The sequence below is a fragment of the Cryobacterium sp. TMT1-66-1 genome (genome assembly GCF_004403435.1).
Classification (GTDB): Bacteria; Actinomycetota; Actinomycetes; order Actinomycetales; family Microbacteriaceae; genus Cryobacterium; species Cryobacterium flavum.
Map to the genome: position 1 here is coordinate 100,715 of NZ_SOGP01000010.1, position 15,964 is coordinate 116,678.

The 15,964-nt window shown below is 65.4% G+C and carries 13 protein-coding genes; 9 read left to right on the forward strand and 4 right to left on the reverse strand.

Translation table 11 applies throughout. The features are described from left to right. Positions 1 to 13 precede the first annotated feature (13 nt). On the forward strand, positions 14 to 1,921 hold the full coding sequence (locus tag E3T29_RS08735) for an ABC transporter ATP-binding protein (RefSeq protein WP_370449137.1): 1,908 nt from the start codon (positions 14 to 16) through the stop codon (positions 1,919 to 1,921). Positions 1,922 to 2,015: 94 nt separating this feature from the next. On the opposite strand, the gene E3T29_RS08740 is transcribed toward E3T29_RS08735, so the two are convergent. Beyond that, positions 2,016 to 2,720 (reverse strand): DUF305 domain-containing protein, encoded by a 705-nt coding sequence (locus E3T29_RS08740; protein ID WP_241987720.1) that lies wholly within the window; start codon positions 2,718 to 2,720, stop codon positions 2,016 to 2,018. 13 nt (positions 2,721 to 2,733) lie between these two features. Continuing rightward, a complete protein-coding gene (locus E3T29_RS08745) occupies positions 2,734 to 3,414 on the reverse strand; it encodes a DUF3105 domain-containing protein (protein WP_134345097.1) in 681 nt (226 codons plus the stop codon). 270 nt (positions 3,415 to 3,684) lie between these two features. Between E3T29_RS08745 and E3T29_RS08750 the strand changes: the two genes are divergently transcribed. Then, a complete protein-coding gene (locus tag E3T29_RS08750) occupies positions 3,685 to 5,049 on the forward strand; it encodes a cystathionine beta-synthase (protein ID WP_134345098.1) in 1,365 nt (454 codons plus the stop codon). A gap of 20 nt (positions 5,050 to 5,069) precedes the next feature. Next, positions 5,070 to 6,209 (forward strand): cystathionine gamma-synthase, encoded by a 1,140-nt coding sequence (locus E3T29_RS08755; protein WP_134345099.1) that lies wholly within the window; start codon positions 5,070 to 5,072, stop codon positions 6,207 to 6,209. A gap of 94 nt (positions 6,210 to 6,303) precedes the next feature. On the opposite strand, the gene E3T29_RS08760 is transcribed toward E3T29_RS08755, so the two are convergent. Both E3T29_RS08760 and E3T29_RS08765 read right to left on the reverse strand, forming a co-directional pair. Further along, positions 6,304 to 7,122 carry a shikimate 5-dehydrogenase gene (locus tag E3T29_RS08760; RefSeq protein WP_134345100.1) on the reverse strand — a complete coding sequence of 273 codons (819 nt, stop codon included), beginning with the start codon at positions 7,120 to 7,122 and terminating at the stop codon, positions 6,304 to 6,306. Positions 7,123 to 7,280: 158 nt separating this feature from the next. After that, entirely contained in the window at positions 7,281 to 8,147 is an 867-nt protein-coding gene (locus E3T29_RS08765; RefSeq protein WP_134345101.1) for a DeoR/GlpR family DNA-binding transcription regulator, read from the reverse strand. Between the two features lie 86 nt (positions 8,148 to 8,233). Between E3T29_RS08765 and galT the strand changes: the two genes are divergently transcribed. The 6 genes from galT to araA all read left to right on the forward strand — a co-directional run bounded on the left by galT (position 8,234) and on the right by araA (position 15,933). Next, on the forward strand, positions 8,234 to 9,439 hold the full coding sequence (gene galT / locus E3T29_RS08770) for a galactose-1-phosphate uridylyltransferase (protein WP_134345102.1): 1,206 nt from the start codon (positions 8,234 to 8,236) through the stop codon (positions 9,437 to 9,439). Then, the gene (gene galK / locus E3T29_RS08775; protein WP_134345103.1) at positions 9,432 to 10,592 is read left to right on the forward strand and encodes a galactokinase; all 1,161 of its coding nucleotides are present in this window, start codon (positions 9,432 to 9,434) and stop codon (positions 10,590 to 10,592) included. Before galT ends, galK begins: the two co-directional genes overlap by 8 nt. 133 nt (positions 10,593 to 10,725) lie before the next feature. After that, on the forward strand, positions 10,726 to 11,751 hold the full coding sequence (locus E3T29_RS08780) for a LacI family DNA-binding transcriptional regulator (protein ID WP_092340395.1): 1,026 nt from the start codon (positions 10,726 to 10,728) through the stop codon (positions 11,749 to 11,751). A 269-nt stretch (positions 11,752 to 12,020) separates the two neighbouring features. Then, the gene (gene araB, locus E3T29_RS08785; protein ID WP_134345164.1) at positions 12,021 to 13,709 is read left to right on the forward strand and encodes a ribulokinase; all 1,689 of its coding nucleotides are present in this window, start codon (positions 12,021 to 12,023) and stop codon (positions 13,707 to 13,709) included. After that, positions 13,706 to 14,401, forward strand: coding sequence for an L-ribulose-5-phosphate 4-epimerase (locus tag E3T29_RS08790; RefSeq protein ID WP_134345104.1), 696 nt, complete (start codon positions 13,706 to 13,708; stop codon positions 14,399 to 14,401). Before araB ends, E3T29_RS08790 begins: the two co-directional genes overlap by 4 nt. A gap of 14 nt (positions 14,402 to 14,415) precedes the next feature. Then, positions 14,416 to 15,933 (forward strand): L-arabinose isomerase, encoded by a 1,518-nt coding sequence (gene araA, locus E3T29_RS08795; RefSeq protein ID WP_092340392.1) that lies wholly within the window; start codon positions 14,416 to 14,418, stop codon positions 15,931 to 15,933. Positions 15,934 to 15,964: the final 31 nt, after the last annotated feature.

Consider the following 15,964-nt stretch of genomic DNA (forward strand, 5'->3'; position numbering starts at 1 on the left):
TTAGAGTGAATGCATGAGTGGAATGCACGGCGCCCCTGGCCACGGCCCGCGGCAGCAGGCGGGCGTCGAACGCCCGCGCAAACGGGTCAGCGGAGCGGATGCTGCGGCGCAGCGAGCCGAGAACGCGCTCGCCCCGCGCATCCCGCACCTGCTCGCTCGAATCGGCGCACTGTTCGCCCCGCACCGCAGCACGCTCATCGTCACCGTCGTGCTGGTTCTGGTCAGTGCCGCGCTGTCGGTCGTGCCGCCGTTGCTCACGCAGCGCGCCTTCGACGACGGGCTGTTTCCGCCCGCCGGCCCCCCCAACCTGTCGGTGCTCGGGGTTCTCGTGGCCCTCATGCTCGGTGTTTTTCTGGTCAATGCGCTGCTTGGCGTCTGGCAGACCTGGCTCACCGCGAGCGTCGGCAACAAGGTCATGGGCGCCCTGCGCGTGCGGCTGTTCACGCACCTGCAGGCGATGGAGCTGAGCTTCTTCACGAAGACCAAGACCGGCGTGATTCAGTCTCGGCTGCAGAACGACGTCGGCGGTGTCGCGACGGTACTGACCAACACAATTTCCAGCATCCTGGGTAACACGGTCACGGTTATCGCGGCCTTCGTGGCGATGCTGCTGCTCAACTGGCAGCTGACCATCGTGGCCGTCGTGCTCATGCCGATTCTGGTATTCGCCCAGCGCCGCGTCGGCCAGGTGCGCGCGCGCATCGCCGGCAAGACGCAGGAATCGCTGTCGGACATGACCGCCATCACGCAGGAGACCCTGAGCGTGTCGGGCATTCTACTGTCGAAAAGTTTCACCCGGCAGCAGAACGAGATCGATCGGTATGCCGAAGAGAACCGCAACCAGGTGCGGCTGCAGGTGAGCCAGCAGATGAGCGGCCAGTGGTTCTTCGCCACGGTGAGCGTGTTCCTGTCGGCGATTCCGGCGATCGTGTACCTTGTGGCCGGTGCCCTCATGTTCAACGGCACGACGGACGTCACACCGGGCACGATCGTGGCGTTCACCACAGTGCAGGCTCGGCTCATTTTTCCGCTACTCGGCCTGATGCGCGTTGCGCTCGACCTGCAGACCTCGTCGGCGCTGTTCGCGCGCATCTTTGAATACCTCGACCTGAAGCCGGCGATCAGCGACAAGCCGGATGCAGCGCTGGTGCCGTCTGTCGGTTCTGAGCGCGGGCGGGTCGAGTTCGACCGGGTGCGCTTCAACTATCCGGATGCCGGTCGTGACGCCCGCCCGACCCTCGACGACGTGTCCCTCACGATCGAGCCGGGGCAGTTCGCCGCCTTCGTCGGACCGTCCGGCGCCGGCAAGACCACGGTGTCCTACCTGATTCCGCGCTTCTATGAGGTGTCGGCCGGCCGGGTGCTGTTCTCCGGCCTCGACGTGCGCGACCTGCAGCAGCAATCGCTCGTCTCGCACATCGGCATCGTGAGCCAGGAGACCTACCTGTTCCACGCGACGATCGCCGAGAACCTGCGCTACGCCAAGCCGGAGGCGACGGATGCCGAGCTGGTCGCGGCCGCGCGTGCCGCGAACATCCACGACACGATCGACTCGTTCCCCGAGAAGTACGACACCATGGTGGGGGAGCGCGGCTATCGACTCTCCGGCGGTGAGAAACAGCGCATCGCTATTGCCCGGGTGCTGCTGAAGGACCCGCCCGTGCTCATCCTCGACGAGGCCACGAGCGCGCTCGACTCCATCTCCGAGAGCGTGGTGCAGGCTGCCCTCGACACGGCCAGCCACGGCCGCACGACCATCGCGATCGCCCACCGCCTGTCGACCATCGTCGATGCCGACGTGATCTTCGTCGTCGATGCCGGCCGAATCGTGGAGCGCGGCACCCACGCCGAACTCCTGGCCCAAGGCGCGGTCTACGCCTCCCTCTACGCCCGCCAAATCACGTCGAGCCCCGTCCTCTAACCGGACGGGGCCCGGGCCCCGTCCACGGGCCCAGTTTATAAACTGGGCCCGTGGCCATAAGGTGGGCCCGGCGCGAAAATGCCCAGCGGACAGGCTACGAACGGTCGGCGAGCATGCCGGTCATCAGGTCGATCTCGGACTGCTGGCTCAGGACCACGGCGGTCGCAAACGCCCGCACCGTCGCGTTGGTGTTTCGGTCGAGCACCGCGTCGGCCATCTCGATGGCACCACGGTGGTGGGCGATCATGATGACCAGAAACTGTCGCTCCGCTTCCACACCGGATGCCGCGGTGAGCGCCGCAATCTGCGCCGGCGTCGCCAGCCCCGGCATCGGTTCTCCCGCCACGTGCGCGGCGTCGGATCCAGCAGTATGGGATCCGTCGTGCGACTCCCCAGCCAGGGTCGGCCGTGTCATCCAGGTCATCGAGGGTTCGGGGGAGAACTGCGGCAGGCCCCAGACAGCGAGCCACCCGGCCATCTGCCCACTCTGCTTGGCCTGCGTCGTGGCGATGTCGTAGGCCAGCAGCCGCACCGGTGCATCCTCGGTGCGATCGCGAATGATCAGGGCGAGTTCGACGCCCTGGTCGTGATGCACCTGCATGTCCCGGGCGAAGCCCGCCTCGGCGCTCGTCGTGTCCGGCGTGGCGTCCGCGATTGTGCTGAGCCGCCCCGCCGAGAAGGCTGCGGCGCCCACGACGAGCGCTGTGACGACCACCGTGACGACCATGAAAAGTGTGCGACGCCGGCGTGAGGGATGAACATCCGCTGTGCTGGCGGACGGCGGATTGTCAGCGGTCACGGGGTCGTGCGTTCTAGGAGACTTTGCCGGGGGCGTCGATCGCGCCCGTGCACGGTGCGGTGTTTTCGGGCACGTTGACGCTCTTCCAGAATTCGGTGAAGAACTCGCCGATGCGGGGGTCGCCGGCGCTGTCCACCTGAAGCTGTGCGTTCCAGCCGCTGAGCACGATCGGTGCCGGAATTCCTTCGAAGGGAGAGAGCACGACGTAGGTCGAGGGCAGTTCGGCCTTCAGCGTGGCGAGCTCGGCATCGGAGATCGACGGGTCGTAGGTGACCCAAATGGCGCCGTGCTCGAGCGAGTGCACGGCGTTCTCGTTGGGAACGGCCTGGTCGTAGACACCGCAGTTGAGCCAGGCCCGGTTGTGCTCGCCGCCGGCCGGCGGCGTCTGCTCGTAGGTGACGGCGGTCTCGACGTGGCTGGCCGTGTTGCTGAACGTCTCGACGCCGTCGATCGTCGACGCGTCCCCCGCGCCGCCGCCCGCATAGTTGGCGGCCTTCGGGGTGAGCACGAAGGCAGTGACGATGAGTGCGATGATCGCGACCACGGCCACCGCGCCGCCGACGATGCCAATCAGACGGTTACGCTTGCCGCGCTTTTGCTGGCGGTGATACTCCTCCAGCTTTTTCGTGCGCTTTGCGGCGCGTTCCTGCTTGAGCGACGCTTGGTTGACGGGGGAACCGGGCTGGGGGGTCACGAGGGCCTCTCTGTTGGATCTACTTCCATTCGAACGTAACAGTCGCCCCTGTGGCTTCCCCCGATGCCGCTCTCACAGTTCTTTCTCAGGCTGGTCGGCGGCTCTCGGCGCCCGATAGACTGGGTGGGTGTCCGTTCATTCGCCGTGTTGTTGATGTCGCTAGCCGACCCTCCACGAACCCGTTCGGCCGCCGTTCGGTGTGCAACCCCGATGCCGCGCCTGTTTGAACGCGCGCGGCTCGACCCTGCTGCTTGACCAAAGGAATTCCCCATGAAAATCGCAGACACCGTCCTTGACCTCATCGGTGACACCCCGTTGGTTAAACTCCACAAGGTCACCGACGGACTCACCGCGACGGTGCTCGTGAAGCTCGAATACCTGAACCCGGGCGGCTCAGCAAAGGACCGCATCGCCGTGCGCATCATCGACGCCGCCGAGCGCGAGGGCCTTCTGAAACCCGGCGGCACGATCGTCGAACCCACCTCGGGCAACACCGGAGTGGGCCTGGCCCTGGTCGCCCAGCAGCGCGGCTACAAGTGCGTGTTCGTGCTGCCCGACAAGGTCGGCGAGGACAAACGCAACGTGCTCACGGCGTACGGCGCCGAGATCGTTGTGACGCCGACATCCGTTGCCCCTGAAGACCCCGAGTCGTACTACAGCGTTTCCGACCGGCTGGCCCGGGATATTCCGGGCGCGTTCAAGCCCAATCAGTACTTCAACCCGAACGGCCCGCTCAGTCACTACGAGACGACCGGCCCTGAGATCTGGCGTGACACCGACGGCACGGTCACCCACTTCGTCGCCGGCGTCGGCACCGGCGGCACCATCACCGGAACCGGTCGCTACCTGCGTGAGGTGTCGAATGACGCCGTACGCATCATCGGCGCCGACCCTGAGGGCTCGGTCTACTCCGGCGGCACCGGCCGCCCCTACCTGGTCGAGGGTGTCGGTGAAGACTTCTGGCCGGGCGCCTACGACCCCACGGTCGTGCATGAGGTGATCGCCGTCTCCGACGCCGACTCCTTCGCCATGACCCGCAGGCTCGCCCTCGAAGAGGGAATCCTCGTCGGCGGCTCCAGCGGCATGGCCGTCGTGGCCGCCCTACGCGCCGCCGAGAAGCTCGGCCAAGGCGACACGATCGTGGTGCTGCTGCCCGACGGCGGTCGCGGCTACCTCGGCAAAATCTTCAACGACGGGTGGATGCGCAGCTACGGTTTCAGCAACGCCCCCGCCGGTCACACCGTCGCCAATTTGCTCGAATCGAAGACCGGGAGCCTGCCGGACCTGGTCTATGTGCACCCGAGCGACACCGTGCACGATGCGATCGAAACCATGACCAGCCAGGGTGTGTCGCAGCTGCTCGTCCTGAGCGCCAAGCCGCCCGTCGTGATGGGCGAGGTACTTGGAGCGGTCGACGAACGCGCCCTGATGGGCCTGGTCTTCTCCGGCGACGCGAAACTCACAGATCGGGTTGGCTCCATTGTCGGCGACGCGCTGCCGCTGATCGGCGTCAACGAGCCGGTCGCCGCCGCGCGCGCTGCCTTCGCCGAGCACGATGCGCTGCTCGTCACCGACGGCGGCAAGCCGCTCGGCGTCATCACCCGGCACGACCTGCTCAGCTATCTGAGCGTCTAATTTCTACAGAGGGAGCAATCATGAACTTCGACACGATCGCCATCCACGCCGGTCAGGAATTCGACCCGACCACCGGCGCCGTCATTCCGCCGATCTACCAGACCTCCACCTACGTGCAGGACGGCATCGGCAACCTGCGCGGCGGCTACGAGTACAGCCGCGGCGGCAACCCCACGCGCACCGTGCTCGAATCGCTCCTCGCAGCGCTGGAAGGCGGCAAGCACGGACTGTCCTTTGCCAGCGGACTCGCCGCCGAAGACACCATCCTGCGCGCCATCCTGGCACCTGGCGACCACGTCGTGCTCGGCAATGACGTTTACGGCGGAACCCACCGCCTCATCAGCAAGGTGCACGGTGCCTGGGGGGTGCTCAACACCACGGTCGAGATGAGCGACCTCGCGGCGGTCGAGGCGGCCATCCGCCCCGAAACGAAGATCCTCTGGGTGGAGACGCCGAGCAACCCGCTCATGAAGATCAGCGACATTGCGGCGCTCGCCGAGATCGCGCACCGGCACGGCGTGGTCGCGATCGTCGATAACACCTTTGCGTCACCGGCGCTGCAGCATCCGCTTGAATTCGGCGCTGACGTGGTGGTGCACTCGACCACGAAATATCTCGGCGGTCACTCCGACGTGCTCGGCGGCGCCCTCATCATCAACGACGACGAGCTCTACGCGAAAGCCCAGTTTCTGCAGTTCGCGGCCGGCCCCGTCTCAGCACCGCTCGACTCCTGGCTCACCGTGCGCGGCATCAAGACGCTCTCGGTGCGCATGGAACGGCACTGTAAGAACGCCCAGGCCATCGCCGAATACCTCGACGGCCACCCCGCGATCGCTGCCGTCTATTACCCGGGACTGCCCGGCCACCCCGGCCACGACCTCGCCAAGAAGCAGATGTCCGGCTTCGGCGGCATGATCTCCGTCGCATTCGTCGGTGGCGCGGCCGCCGCGCGCCTGTTCGCCGAGTCGATGCACCTGTTCCAGCTGGCCGAATCGCTCGGCGGCGTCGAGTCGCTCGTGAACTATCCCTCGGAAATGACGCACGCCTCGGTGCGCGGCACCGAGCTGGAGGTGCCCGACAACATCGTGCGCCTCTCCGTCGGCATCGAGGACGTCGCCGACCTCATAGCCGACCTCGAGGCCGCCCTGCCCCGCGCCTGACCCTGCCTGCTCTTGGGACGGGGCCCGGGCCCCGTCCGTAGGCCCAGTTTATAAACTGGGCCCGTGGTCCGGGCCCGGGCCCCGTCCACGAGGGTCAGGGGAGGCGGGAGAAGGCGGAGGCGCGGCGCACCTGGTCGGGGGTGGGACGGATACCGGTGTACAGGTAGAACTGTTCCTCGGCCTGCAGGGCCACGACCTCTGCGCCGGTGATGACCGGCGTGCCGAGCGCTCGCGCCGCCAGAATGAGCGGAGTCTCGGACGGCGACGCCACGACGTCGAAGACCACCCGTGCCGCTGCAATTGCTTTCGCCGAAAATGAGCTGTCAGCGGATGCCTCGCCGCCGGCCATACCTACCGGTGTGACATTGACGATCAGGTCGGCGGTCAGCGTGCCCACCTCGGGTGCCCACTCATAGTTGTACAGTGCGGCCAGGGCGCGGCCGGTGACCTCGTTGCGCGCCACAATCGTTCCCCGGTCGGAGCCGGCATCGTGCAAGGCTGCCGCGACGGCCTTCGCCATGCCGCCGCTACCGCGCACGATCACCGACAGGGTGCTCGGCACCTCATGCTCCGCCAACAGCCGCTGCACCGCGGAATAGTCCGTGTTGTAGGCGGTCAGGCGGCCGCCGTCGTTCACGATCGTGTTGACCGAGTCGATGGCCAACGCTGAGGCATCCATGTCGTCGATCAGCGCAATAACCTGTTCCTTGTAGGGCATCGACACCGCACAGCCGCGGATGCCCAGGCCGCGCACACCAGCGATGGCATCGGCCAGGTTGGTCGGAGCGAAGGCCTTGTAGATGAAGTTCAGGCCCAGCTCCTCATAGAGGTAGTTGTGAAACCGGGTGCCCAGGTTGCTCGGCCGGGCCGACAGCGAGATGCACAGGGTCATGTCCTTGTTCAGAATTGGCATGACTCCAGTGTGACCTGTTTGCGGACCGCGCCGGATCGGTGTCCTTGCCCGGTCGCAACAATCCAACGGCCTGGCAGTCAGGTTTCAGGGGCTACTTAAAGGGCGGGCGTCAGCAGAAGCCGGCCCCGTGAGAAAACTCCCCGCTGGGCGCAACCACGTCAGGAAAGTGTGTGTTGCGGTTGCAACACGGCGAGGCCGGCCTCACGAAAAGGCGCGAGCGCAGCGCTGTCCGCCGCGGTATCCGTGATCAGGGTGTCAAAGGAACGAAGTGGCCCGACCTGGCCGAGGTGTACCTGGCCGAGCTTGGACGCGTCGGCCACGATGATGGAGCGGGTCGTCGCCGCGAGCATGAGCTTCTTGGTGCCCGCCTCGGGCAGGTTGATGTTCGTGACGCCGTGCTCGGCATCTACACCGTTGCAGCCGATGAAGGCTAGGTCGGCGTGTACCTGGCTGAGCACGGAGGAGGCGAGTGGTTCCACGAGCGAGTGCTGACGCGGGCGCAAGGAACCGCCGGTCACGATCACGGTGAAGCGGGGGATGGCTGGCTCCAGCTCGAGTGCGATGCTCAGCCCGTTCGTGATAATCACTACGTCGGTCAATTCTTGGCGGGCCACGAGGGCACGGGCGATCGCGAGGGTGGTCGAGCCAACGTCGAGGATGACGCTCTGCCCGGTTGAGACGAGGCCGGCCGCGAGCGAGCCAATTTGTTGTTTGGGTATGACGGACGAAGCGAGCGCCTGTTCGAAGGAGGACTCGATCATTGGCTGCCCGGAAGAGCCTCGGGCGAGCACTGCCCCGCCGTGTACGCGTTGGACCGCTCCTGCAGTTTCGAGCGCATCGAGATCCGCTCTGGCCGTGACACCGGACACGCCAAAGGTCTCCCGCAATTCGCGAACCTGCACGAAACCGCGTTCGTCGATGAGCCTGTGGATCTGCTCGCGCCTGACGGGCCCCGGTAGCCCGTCGCGGTCGGGTGACGTCGACAGTGCGGTCGTCGGGCTCTGCAAGGGGTCGAGGGAAGCCATGCCTCCATCTTTACTTACTTCGTCATTTCTTTCAATTCGAAAGTCTCTGGTTTCGGAAAGTAAAATCAGATACTGTAGAAACTGCTATGAGACACGCAGACTTCATCGCCGACGCCGGCATCGCTCGACAGCAGCACACCCTGGCCGACGGTCGAGACCTCTTCTACTTCGACGATCCTGACACCACGCTGTCGCCGGATCGGGCCGCCGATGTGCGCGAACTTGATCAGCGCCCCGCCACTGCCAGCATGCGGCAGGACCCACTGAGCGCGGAATGGGTGTCGATCGCTGCCGCCCGGCAAAACCGGGTGTTCCTGCCGCCGGCGCACCTTGATCCGCTGGCACCGTCAACCCCGGACAATCCGTCCGAGGTGCCGAGCAACTATGACGTGGCAGTCTTCGAGAACAAGACCCCGTCTTTCGGCCCGCTACTAACGGATGCCGACGCCCCGGCCGGTCTCGCGGATCTCGCCACGATCGGTCTGGGGCGCACCCGCACGTCCGTTGGACGCTGTGAGGTCGTCTGCTTCAGCCCGGAAAACGAGGGATCGTTCGCGAGCCTCTCGGCCACTCGTGCTCGCACGGTGATTGAGGCGTGGGCTGAGCGCACGTATGCACTGTCGAGCCTGCCCGGCATCGAGCAGGTCTTTCCGTTCGAGAATCGCGGCGAGGCGATCGGCGTGACGCTACGGCATCCGCACGGCCAGATCTATGCATATCCCTACGTGACCCCGCGCACGCGGCAGCTGATCGAGTCGCTCGACGTCTATGGGCCGACGTTGTTCGCGGATATCCTGACTCTTGAGCAGGCCGGTGACCGTGTCGTTCTGCAGGGGGCGTATTGGACTGCTTTTGTTCCCTTCGCGGCTCGTTGGCCGATCGAAGTGCATATGCTCCCGAACCGGCACGTGCCTGACTTCGCCGCCACCACCCTCGCAGAGCGCGACGAACTGGCGGTGCTCTACCGGCGCCTCCTGCGTGGAATCGACGCCATCTACTCGACGCCGACCCCGTACATCGGGGCCTGGCACCAGGCACCCGTGCACGTCCGACGCTCGGAGATTCGACTGATGCTGCAGGTGACGAGCCCGCGTCGAGCCGAGGACAAGCTCAAGTACCTCGCCGGGTCGGAAGCCGCGATGGGGGCCTGGATCGGCGACGTCACCCCCGAACAGGCCGCGACCACGATTCGCGAGGCGATCGAGCGGGCCGACGCAGCGGATGCCGCGGCATCCGCTGCCGCTACTCCGCCCGCCCGCACAGCGACCCCGGAGAAGCCCCACCATGACTAACCTGTGCAGCAGTGCGAGAGCAGGATTTGCAGCCCGGTTCGGGCGTGCGCCTGATGGACTCTGGTCGGCCCCCGGTCGGGTCAACCTGATCGGCGAGCACACCGACTACAACGAGGGATTCGTGCTGCCTCTTGCGATCGACCGGCGCACGATTGTTGCTCTCGCTCCGCGCGACGACCGGCTGATGCGAGTCGCAAGTTCCTTCGCTGAACGGACCGTCGAGCTTGGACTAGACGACCTCATCCCGGAGAATCTGGCCGACTGGTCGGCGTACCCGCTCGGCATCGCCTGGGCGCTCGGGCAATTCGGCGCCGATCTCGGCGCGGTGACCGGCTTCGACGCGTACATCGTCTCCGACGTACCGGTCGGTGCCGGCCTGTCATCGTCCGCCGCGATCGAGTGTGCCGTGGCGGTTGCCCTGAATGACCTCTGGCAGCTCGGTCTCGAGCTGCGCACCCTCGCACTGGCCGGGCAGCTCGCCGAAAACCAGGTAGTTGGCGCACCCACGGGCATCATGGACCAGTCTGCGTCGCTGCTCGGCCGCGTCGACGCCGTCGTGTTTTTGGACTGTCGGAGTCTGCACGCCGAGGTCATTCCGTTGGGTTGTGACCCGGCCGGTCTCGACCTGCTGATCATCGACAGCCAGGTGAGCCACGCCCACTCAACCGGCGGCTATGCCTCACGCCGAGCATCCTGCGAGCTGGGCGCGCGACTGATGGGCGTGCCGGCCCTTCGTGATTTGGGGGTCAGTGACCTCGCCAGGGCGGCCGAGTTGCTCGATGACGAGACCTTTCGCCGGGTGCGTCACATCGTGACCGAGAATCAGCGCGTTCTGGAAACAGTGCAGACGCTCCGTGAGCAGGGGCCGACCGCGATCGGTGCGTTGCTGGATGCCTCGCACTTGTCGATGCGGGACGACTTTGAAATCTCGGTTCCCGAACTCGACCTCGCCGTGGAGACCGCGCGCGCGGCCGGTGCGATCGGCGCCCGAATGACCGGCGGCGGGTTTGGCGGGGCCGCGATCGCGCTCATTCCCAGCGGACTGCGCCCCGTCATCGAAGCCGCGGTCGGCGCCGCGTTCACCGCGTGGGGCTACGTCGCCCCGGTCATGTTCGTGGTTCGGGCAGCGGATGGAGCGCACAAAGTGGAGTAGCTGGCGGATCGAGCCACCTTCCGGATAGAGACGTCGGCCGCCAGCTGGCCAGCATGTGACTGTCACATCTGTCGTGCGCCGGGGCATAATAGGGTGGGTCGCAATTGTGACCGTGCACATTCCAACGGGGGTGATGGTGTCCGAGAACCCGCCCACGGGACGCGCCCCGAGCATTCGCGACGTGGCACGCCTAGCCGGGGTCTCGCACCAGACTGTGTCGCGCGTACTCAACGCCCACCCCAGCATCCGGGAATCGACCAAACTGCGCGTTCAGCAGGTCATCGACGACCTGCAATACCGACCGAACAGCGCCGCACGGGCTCTGGTCAAGGGGCAGTCCCGCACGATCGGCGTGCTGTCGGCAATGAGCGCGGAATACGGTCCGGCGAGCAGTATTGCGGCGATCCAGGATGCTGCCAGGGAAGCTGGATATTTCGTGAACACAGCCAATATCTCTCGAGGGGAACCCTCGTCGATCCAGGCTGCCGTTGACCACCTGATGGACCAGTCGGTGGAGGGCATCGTCGTCATCGCACCCCAGGTACGGGTCATTGAAGCCATCGAAAAGCTGTCCATCGCCGTGCCGTATGTGACGCTGCAGTCCACCGGTGTTGCAGACAAGCACGCCCTCTCTGTTGACCAGATAGCTGGCGCCCGCCTCGCCACTCGACATCTCATCGACCTCGGACACCGCAACATCTATCACCTCGCTGGACCGCAGGACTGGATCGAGGCTGAGGCGCGCATGCGCGGATTCCTCGAGGAAATGGGGGCGAATGACGTCCCAACTACCGCGCCAATCCTGGGCGACTGGACCGCCGGCTTCGGATACCATGCCGGGCGCGAGCTGCTCCGGGTGCGCGATTTCACTGCAATTTTCTCGTCCAACGACCAGATGGCGCTCGGGCTCATGCACGCCATCCGCGACGCCGGGCTCGATATTCCGCGCGACGTCAGCATCGTTGGATTCGACGACATTCCTGAGGCTGCACACTTCTGGCCGCCACTGACCACCGTGCGCCAGGACTTCGCCGAGCTCGGACGTCGCTGCATCGCCCTGCTCCTGGCCAACATCACCGGTGGCGCGAACGAAGCTTCGTCGAGCCCGCTCATCCCCGAGCTCGTGGTGCGGTCGTCTACGGCCCCGCCCGCGTGGTAGCGGCCAGTCGGACTTCCCTGCGCTAACCAGCCTCGTTTCGGCGTCGTTATCCAAACGAGATAAAAGGGTATTGACAGGCGAATCGAGTCTGGGCCAAAGTGAACTCATCAATGTGACCGTTCACATATCGATGATGACCTGTGGTAATCCATCGCGACGGGACGTCGCCTTGCGTTCGCACCAGAACCGACAAAGGAGTCAATTTCGTGACCACCGCGCCCCGCCCATCTGCCGGAGAATCGGTCGACCCTGCAGCAAGCGCTGCGGCGGTGGCTGACGCCGAGTCTTACGTCATCGGCGTCGACTTCGGAACTCTCTCCGGCCGGGCCGTGGTCGTACGCGTCTCCGATGGTGTCGAGCTTGGCTCCGCCGTCCTGGATTATCCCCACGCGGTCATGGACACGACCCTCGCCGCGACTGGTGAGGCGCTTCCGCCCGAGTGGGCACTTCAAGTACCCGCGGACTACGTGGCTGTGTTGCAGAGTGCGGTTCCGGCCGCCGTCGCAAGCGCTGGCATCGACTTATCTCGCGTCATCGGAATCGGGACCGACTTCACTGCATGCACGATGGTTCCCGTACTCGCCGACGGTACGCCACTCAACGAGCTCGCCGAATACGCGGGCCGCCCGCACGCGTATGTGAAACTCTGGCGCCACCACGCGGCACAGGGCCAGGCCGATCGCATCAATGACCTCGCGACCTCGCGCGGTGAGAGCTGGCTGCCGCGTTACGGCGGGCTGATCTCGAGCGAATGGGAATTCGCCAAGGGACTCCAGCTTCTCGAGGAAGACCCCGAGCTCTACAACCGTATGGACCACTGGGTCGAGGCCGCCGACTGGATCGTCTGGCAGCTGACCGGGCGTTACCTGCGCAATGCCTGCACTGCTGGATACAAAGGCATCCTGCAGGACGGCGAGTACCCGAGCGAGGCCTTCCTCGGCACGCTCAATCCGGCCTTTTCACGCTTTGCCCTCGACAAAGTGGCGCACGAGATCGGTCAGCTCGGCGCATCCGCTGGCTCGCTGTCGGCCGAGGCCGCAGCCTGGACGGGGCTCCCCGAAGGCATTCACGTGGCAGTCGGCAACGTGGACGCCCACGTGACAGCCCCGGCCGCGCAGGCTGTGAATCCCGGCCAAATGGTGGCCATCATGGGTACCAGCACCTGCCAAGTGATGAACTCCGACCGTCTCGCCGAGGTGCCGGGGATGTGCGGCGTCGTCGACGGCGGCATCATCTCCGGGCTTTACGGCTACGAGGCCGGCCAATCCGGCGTTGGCGACATTTTCGCATGGTACGTCAATAACCAGGTACCGGCGGCATACGTGGAAGAGGCCCGCGCGCTCGGCCGCAGCGTGCATGAGTACCTCACCGAGCTCATCAAAGACCAGCCCGTTGGCGGGCACGGGCTCGTGGCGCTCGACTGGCACAGCGGTAACCGCTCAGTACTCGTCGACCACGAACTCTCCGGGCTAGTCATCGGCATGACCCTCACTACCCGGCCCGAAGAGATTTACCGTGCACTGCTGGAAGCAACGGCCTTTGGCACCCGCGCCATCGTGGAAACATTCAACGACAGCCACGTGCCGGTGACCGAGTTCATCGTGGCCGGCGGCCTGTTGAAAAACGCGTTCCTAATGCAGATTTACAGCGATATTCTCCGCATGCCCATCAGCACTATCGCGAGCGATCAGGGCCCCGCGCTTGGCGCGGCTATTCACGCCGCCGTTGCTGCCGGCGCTTACCCCGACGTGCGCGCGGCCGGCGAGAAGATGGGCAAGCTCAACAAAAACGTCTATGTGCCCAACGAGGCGTCTTCGGCGGCGTATGACGAGCTATTCGCGGAATACACGCGGCTGCACGATTATTTTGGTCGCGGCGAAAACGACGTTATGCACCGCCTCAAGGCCCTCAAACGTCGGGCTGCGGTCACCGCACGGGAAGCGCTGGTGTCGGTATGAGTACCTACGGACCCCAGATCGAAGTAGCGATCGCCCGCGTTCGCGCCGAGATCACCCGCCTGCACGCCGAGCTGTTCCGCAATGGACTCGTGGTCTGGACCGGTGGCAACGTTTCCGGCCGTGTGCCGGGCGCGGAGCTCTTCGTGATCAAGCCCAGCGGAGTCGACTATGCCGACCTGGCTCCCGAGAACATGATTCTCTGCGACCTCCAGGGAAATGTCATCCCGGGCACGCCCGGCGCCGACCGTTCGCCGTCGAGTGACACCGCGGCGCACGCATACGTCTATCGGAACATGCCTGACGTTGGGGGCGTCGTGCACACGCATTCCACTTACGCCACGGCCTGGGCCGCCCGTAACGAAGCCATCCCGTGTGTGATCACGGCCATGGCCGATGAATTCGGTGGCCCGATTCCGGTGGGACCGTTCGCGATTATCGGTGATGATTCGATCGGCCGCGGCATCGTCGAGACCCTCGCCGGCCACCGTTCGCGGGCCGTGTTGATGGCTAACCACGGGCCGTTCACGATTGGTAAGGACGCCCGGGACGCAGTGAAGGCCGCCGTGATGGTGGAAGACGTGGCCCGCACGGTGCAGCTCGCCCGAGCGGGCGGCGACCTCGTTCCCATTTCGCAGGATTCCATCGATTCCCTATTTGCCCGATACCAGAACGTCTACGGACAAGCTCCGTAGGGAGCACTGAAGTAATGGCATCTCTCACCACGACCCTCGACCAATACGAGGTTTGGTTCCTCACCGGAAGCCAGAACCTGTACGGCGAAGAGACCCTGCGCCAGGTGGCCGAGCAATCCCAGCAAATCGCTCGGGCGCTCCACTCATCGACCGCCGTCCCGGTCAATGTGGTCTGGAAGCCGGTGCTAAAAGACTCCGAGTCCATCCGCCGTGCAGCCCTTGATGCCAATGCCGACGACCGCGTTATCGGCCTGATCGCCTGGATGCATACGTTTTCCCCGGCCAAGATGTGGATCGCCGGCCTCGACGCGCTCACCAAGCCCCTGCTGCACCTGCACACGCAGGCGAATGTCGAGTTGCCCTGGGCCGAGATCGATTTTGATTTCATGAACCTCAACCAGGCCGCGCACGGCGACCGTGAGTTCGGCTACATCCAGACTCGTCTCGGCGTGACCCGCAAGACCGTGGTCGGCCACGTGTCCAACCCGGCCGTGTCCGGCAGCATCGGCTCTTGGACCCGCGCCGCGGCTGGCTGGGCAGCCAGCCGCAGCATGAAGCTCGCCCGCTTCGGAGACAACATGCGCTACGTGGCCGTGACCGAGGGCGACAAAACCGAGGCCGAACTGCGCTTCGGCGTGCAGGTCAACACCTGGCCTGTGAACGAGTTGGCCGAGGCCGTGCACTCCGCAACGGATGCCGCCATCGACGTCTTGGTCGCCGAATATGACGACCTGTACGACGTGGTTCCCGAACTGCGCAAGGGGGGCGAACGGCACGAGTCGCTGCGCTACGGCGCCGCGATCGAGCTGGGGCTGAAGAGCTTCCTCGAGGCCGGCGACTTCGCCGCGTTCACCACGAGCTTCGAAGACTTAGGCGCCCTGCGCCAACTGCCCGGCCTTGCCGTTCAGCGCCTGATGGCCCAGGGCTACGGCTTCGGCGCAGAGGGCGACTGGAAGACATCCGTTTTGGTGCGTGTTGCCAATGTGATGGGTTCCGGCCTTCCGGGCGGCGCGAGCCTGATGGAGGACTACACCTACGACCTCACCCCCGGCGCCGAGTTGATTCTCGGTGCTCACATGCTCGAGGTGAGCCCCTCGCTCACCAGCGAACGGCCGACGCTCGAGATCCATCCGCTCGGTATCGGCGGCCGCGAAGACCCCGTGCGCCTGGTCTTCAACACCGACCCCGGCCCCGCCGTGGTTGTGGCGATGAGCGACATGCGCGATCGATTCCGCCTGGTGGCGAATGTGGTCGAGGTTGTCGAGCCGACAGCCGCGCTGCCGAACCTGCCGGTGGGACGCGCCGTCTGGCGCCCCGAACCCGACTTCGCCACCTCGGCCGCTGCCTGGCTCACCGCCGGCGCCGCCCACCACACCGTGATGTCGACCGCCGTCGGCATCGAGGTTTTCCACGATTTCGCCGAGATAGCTCGAACCGAGCTTCTTGTGATCGATAAGACCACCACCCAGCGGGATTTCACGCGTGAGGTGCGTTGGAACCAGGCCTACTACCGACTGGCGCAAGGCCTGTAGCGGGACCAACATTACCAGCACTATCTCAATC

Coding starts and splice junctions, on each gene's coding strand:
- E3T29_RS08735 (WP_370449137.1), top strand. CDS start 14: ATGAGTGGAATGCACGGCGCCCCTGGCCACGGCCCGCGGCAGCAGGCG.
- E3T29_RS08750 (WP_134345098.1), top strand. CDS start 3,685: ATGAAAATCGCAGACACCGTCCTTGACCTCATCGGTGACACCCCGTTG.
- E3T29_RS08755 (WP_134345099.1), top strand. CDS start 5,070: ATGAACTTCGACACGATCGCCATCCACGCCGGTCAGGAATTCGACCCG.
- E3T29_RS08760 (WP_134345100.1), bottom strand. CDS start 7,122: ATGCCAATTCTGAACAAGGACATGACCCTGTGCATCTCGCTGTCGGCC.
- E3T29_RS08765 (WP_134345101.1), bottom strand. CDS start 8,147: ATGGCTTCCCTCGACCCCTTGCAGAGCCCGACGACCGCACTGTCGACG.
- galT (WP_134345102.1), top strand. CDS start 8,234: ATGAGACACGCAGACTTCATCGCCGACGCCGGCATCGCTCGACAGCAG.
- galK (WP_134345103.1), top strand. CDS start 9,432: ATGACTAACCTGTGCAGCAGTGCGAGAGCAGGATTTGCAGCCCGGTTC.
- E3T29_RS08780 (WP_092340395.1), top strand. CDS start 10,726: ATGGTGTCCGAGAACCCGCCCACGGGACGCGCCCCGAGCATTCGCGAC.
- E3T29_RS08790 (WP_134345104.1), top strand. CDS start 13,706: ATGAGTACCTACGGACCCCAGATCGAAGTAGCGATCGCCCGCGTTCGC.
- araA (WP_092340392.1), top strand. CDS start 14,416: ATGGCATCTCTCACCACGACCCTCGACCAATACGAGGTTTGGTTCCTC.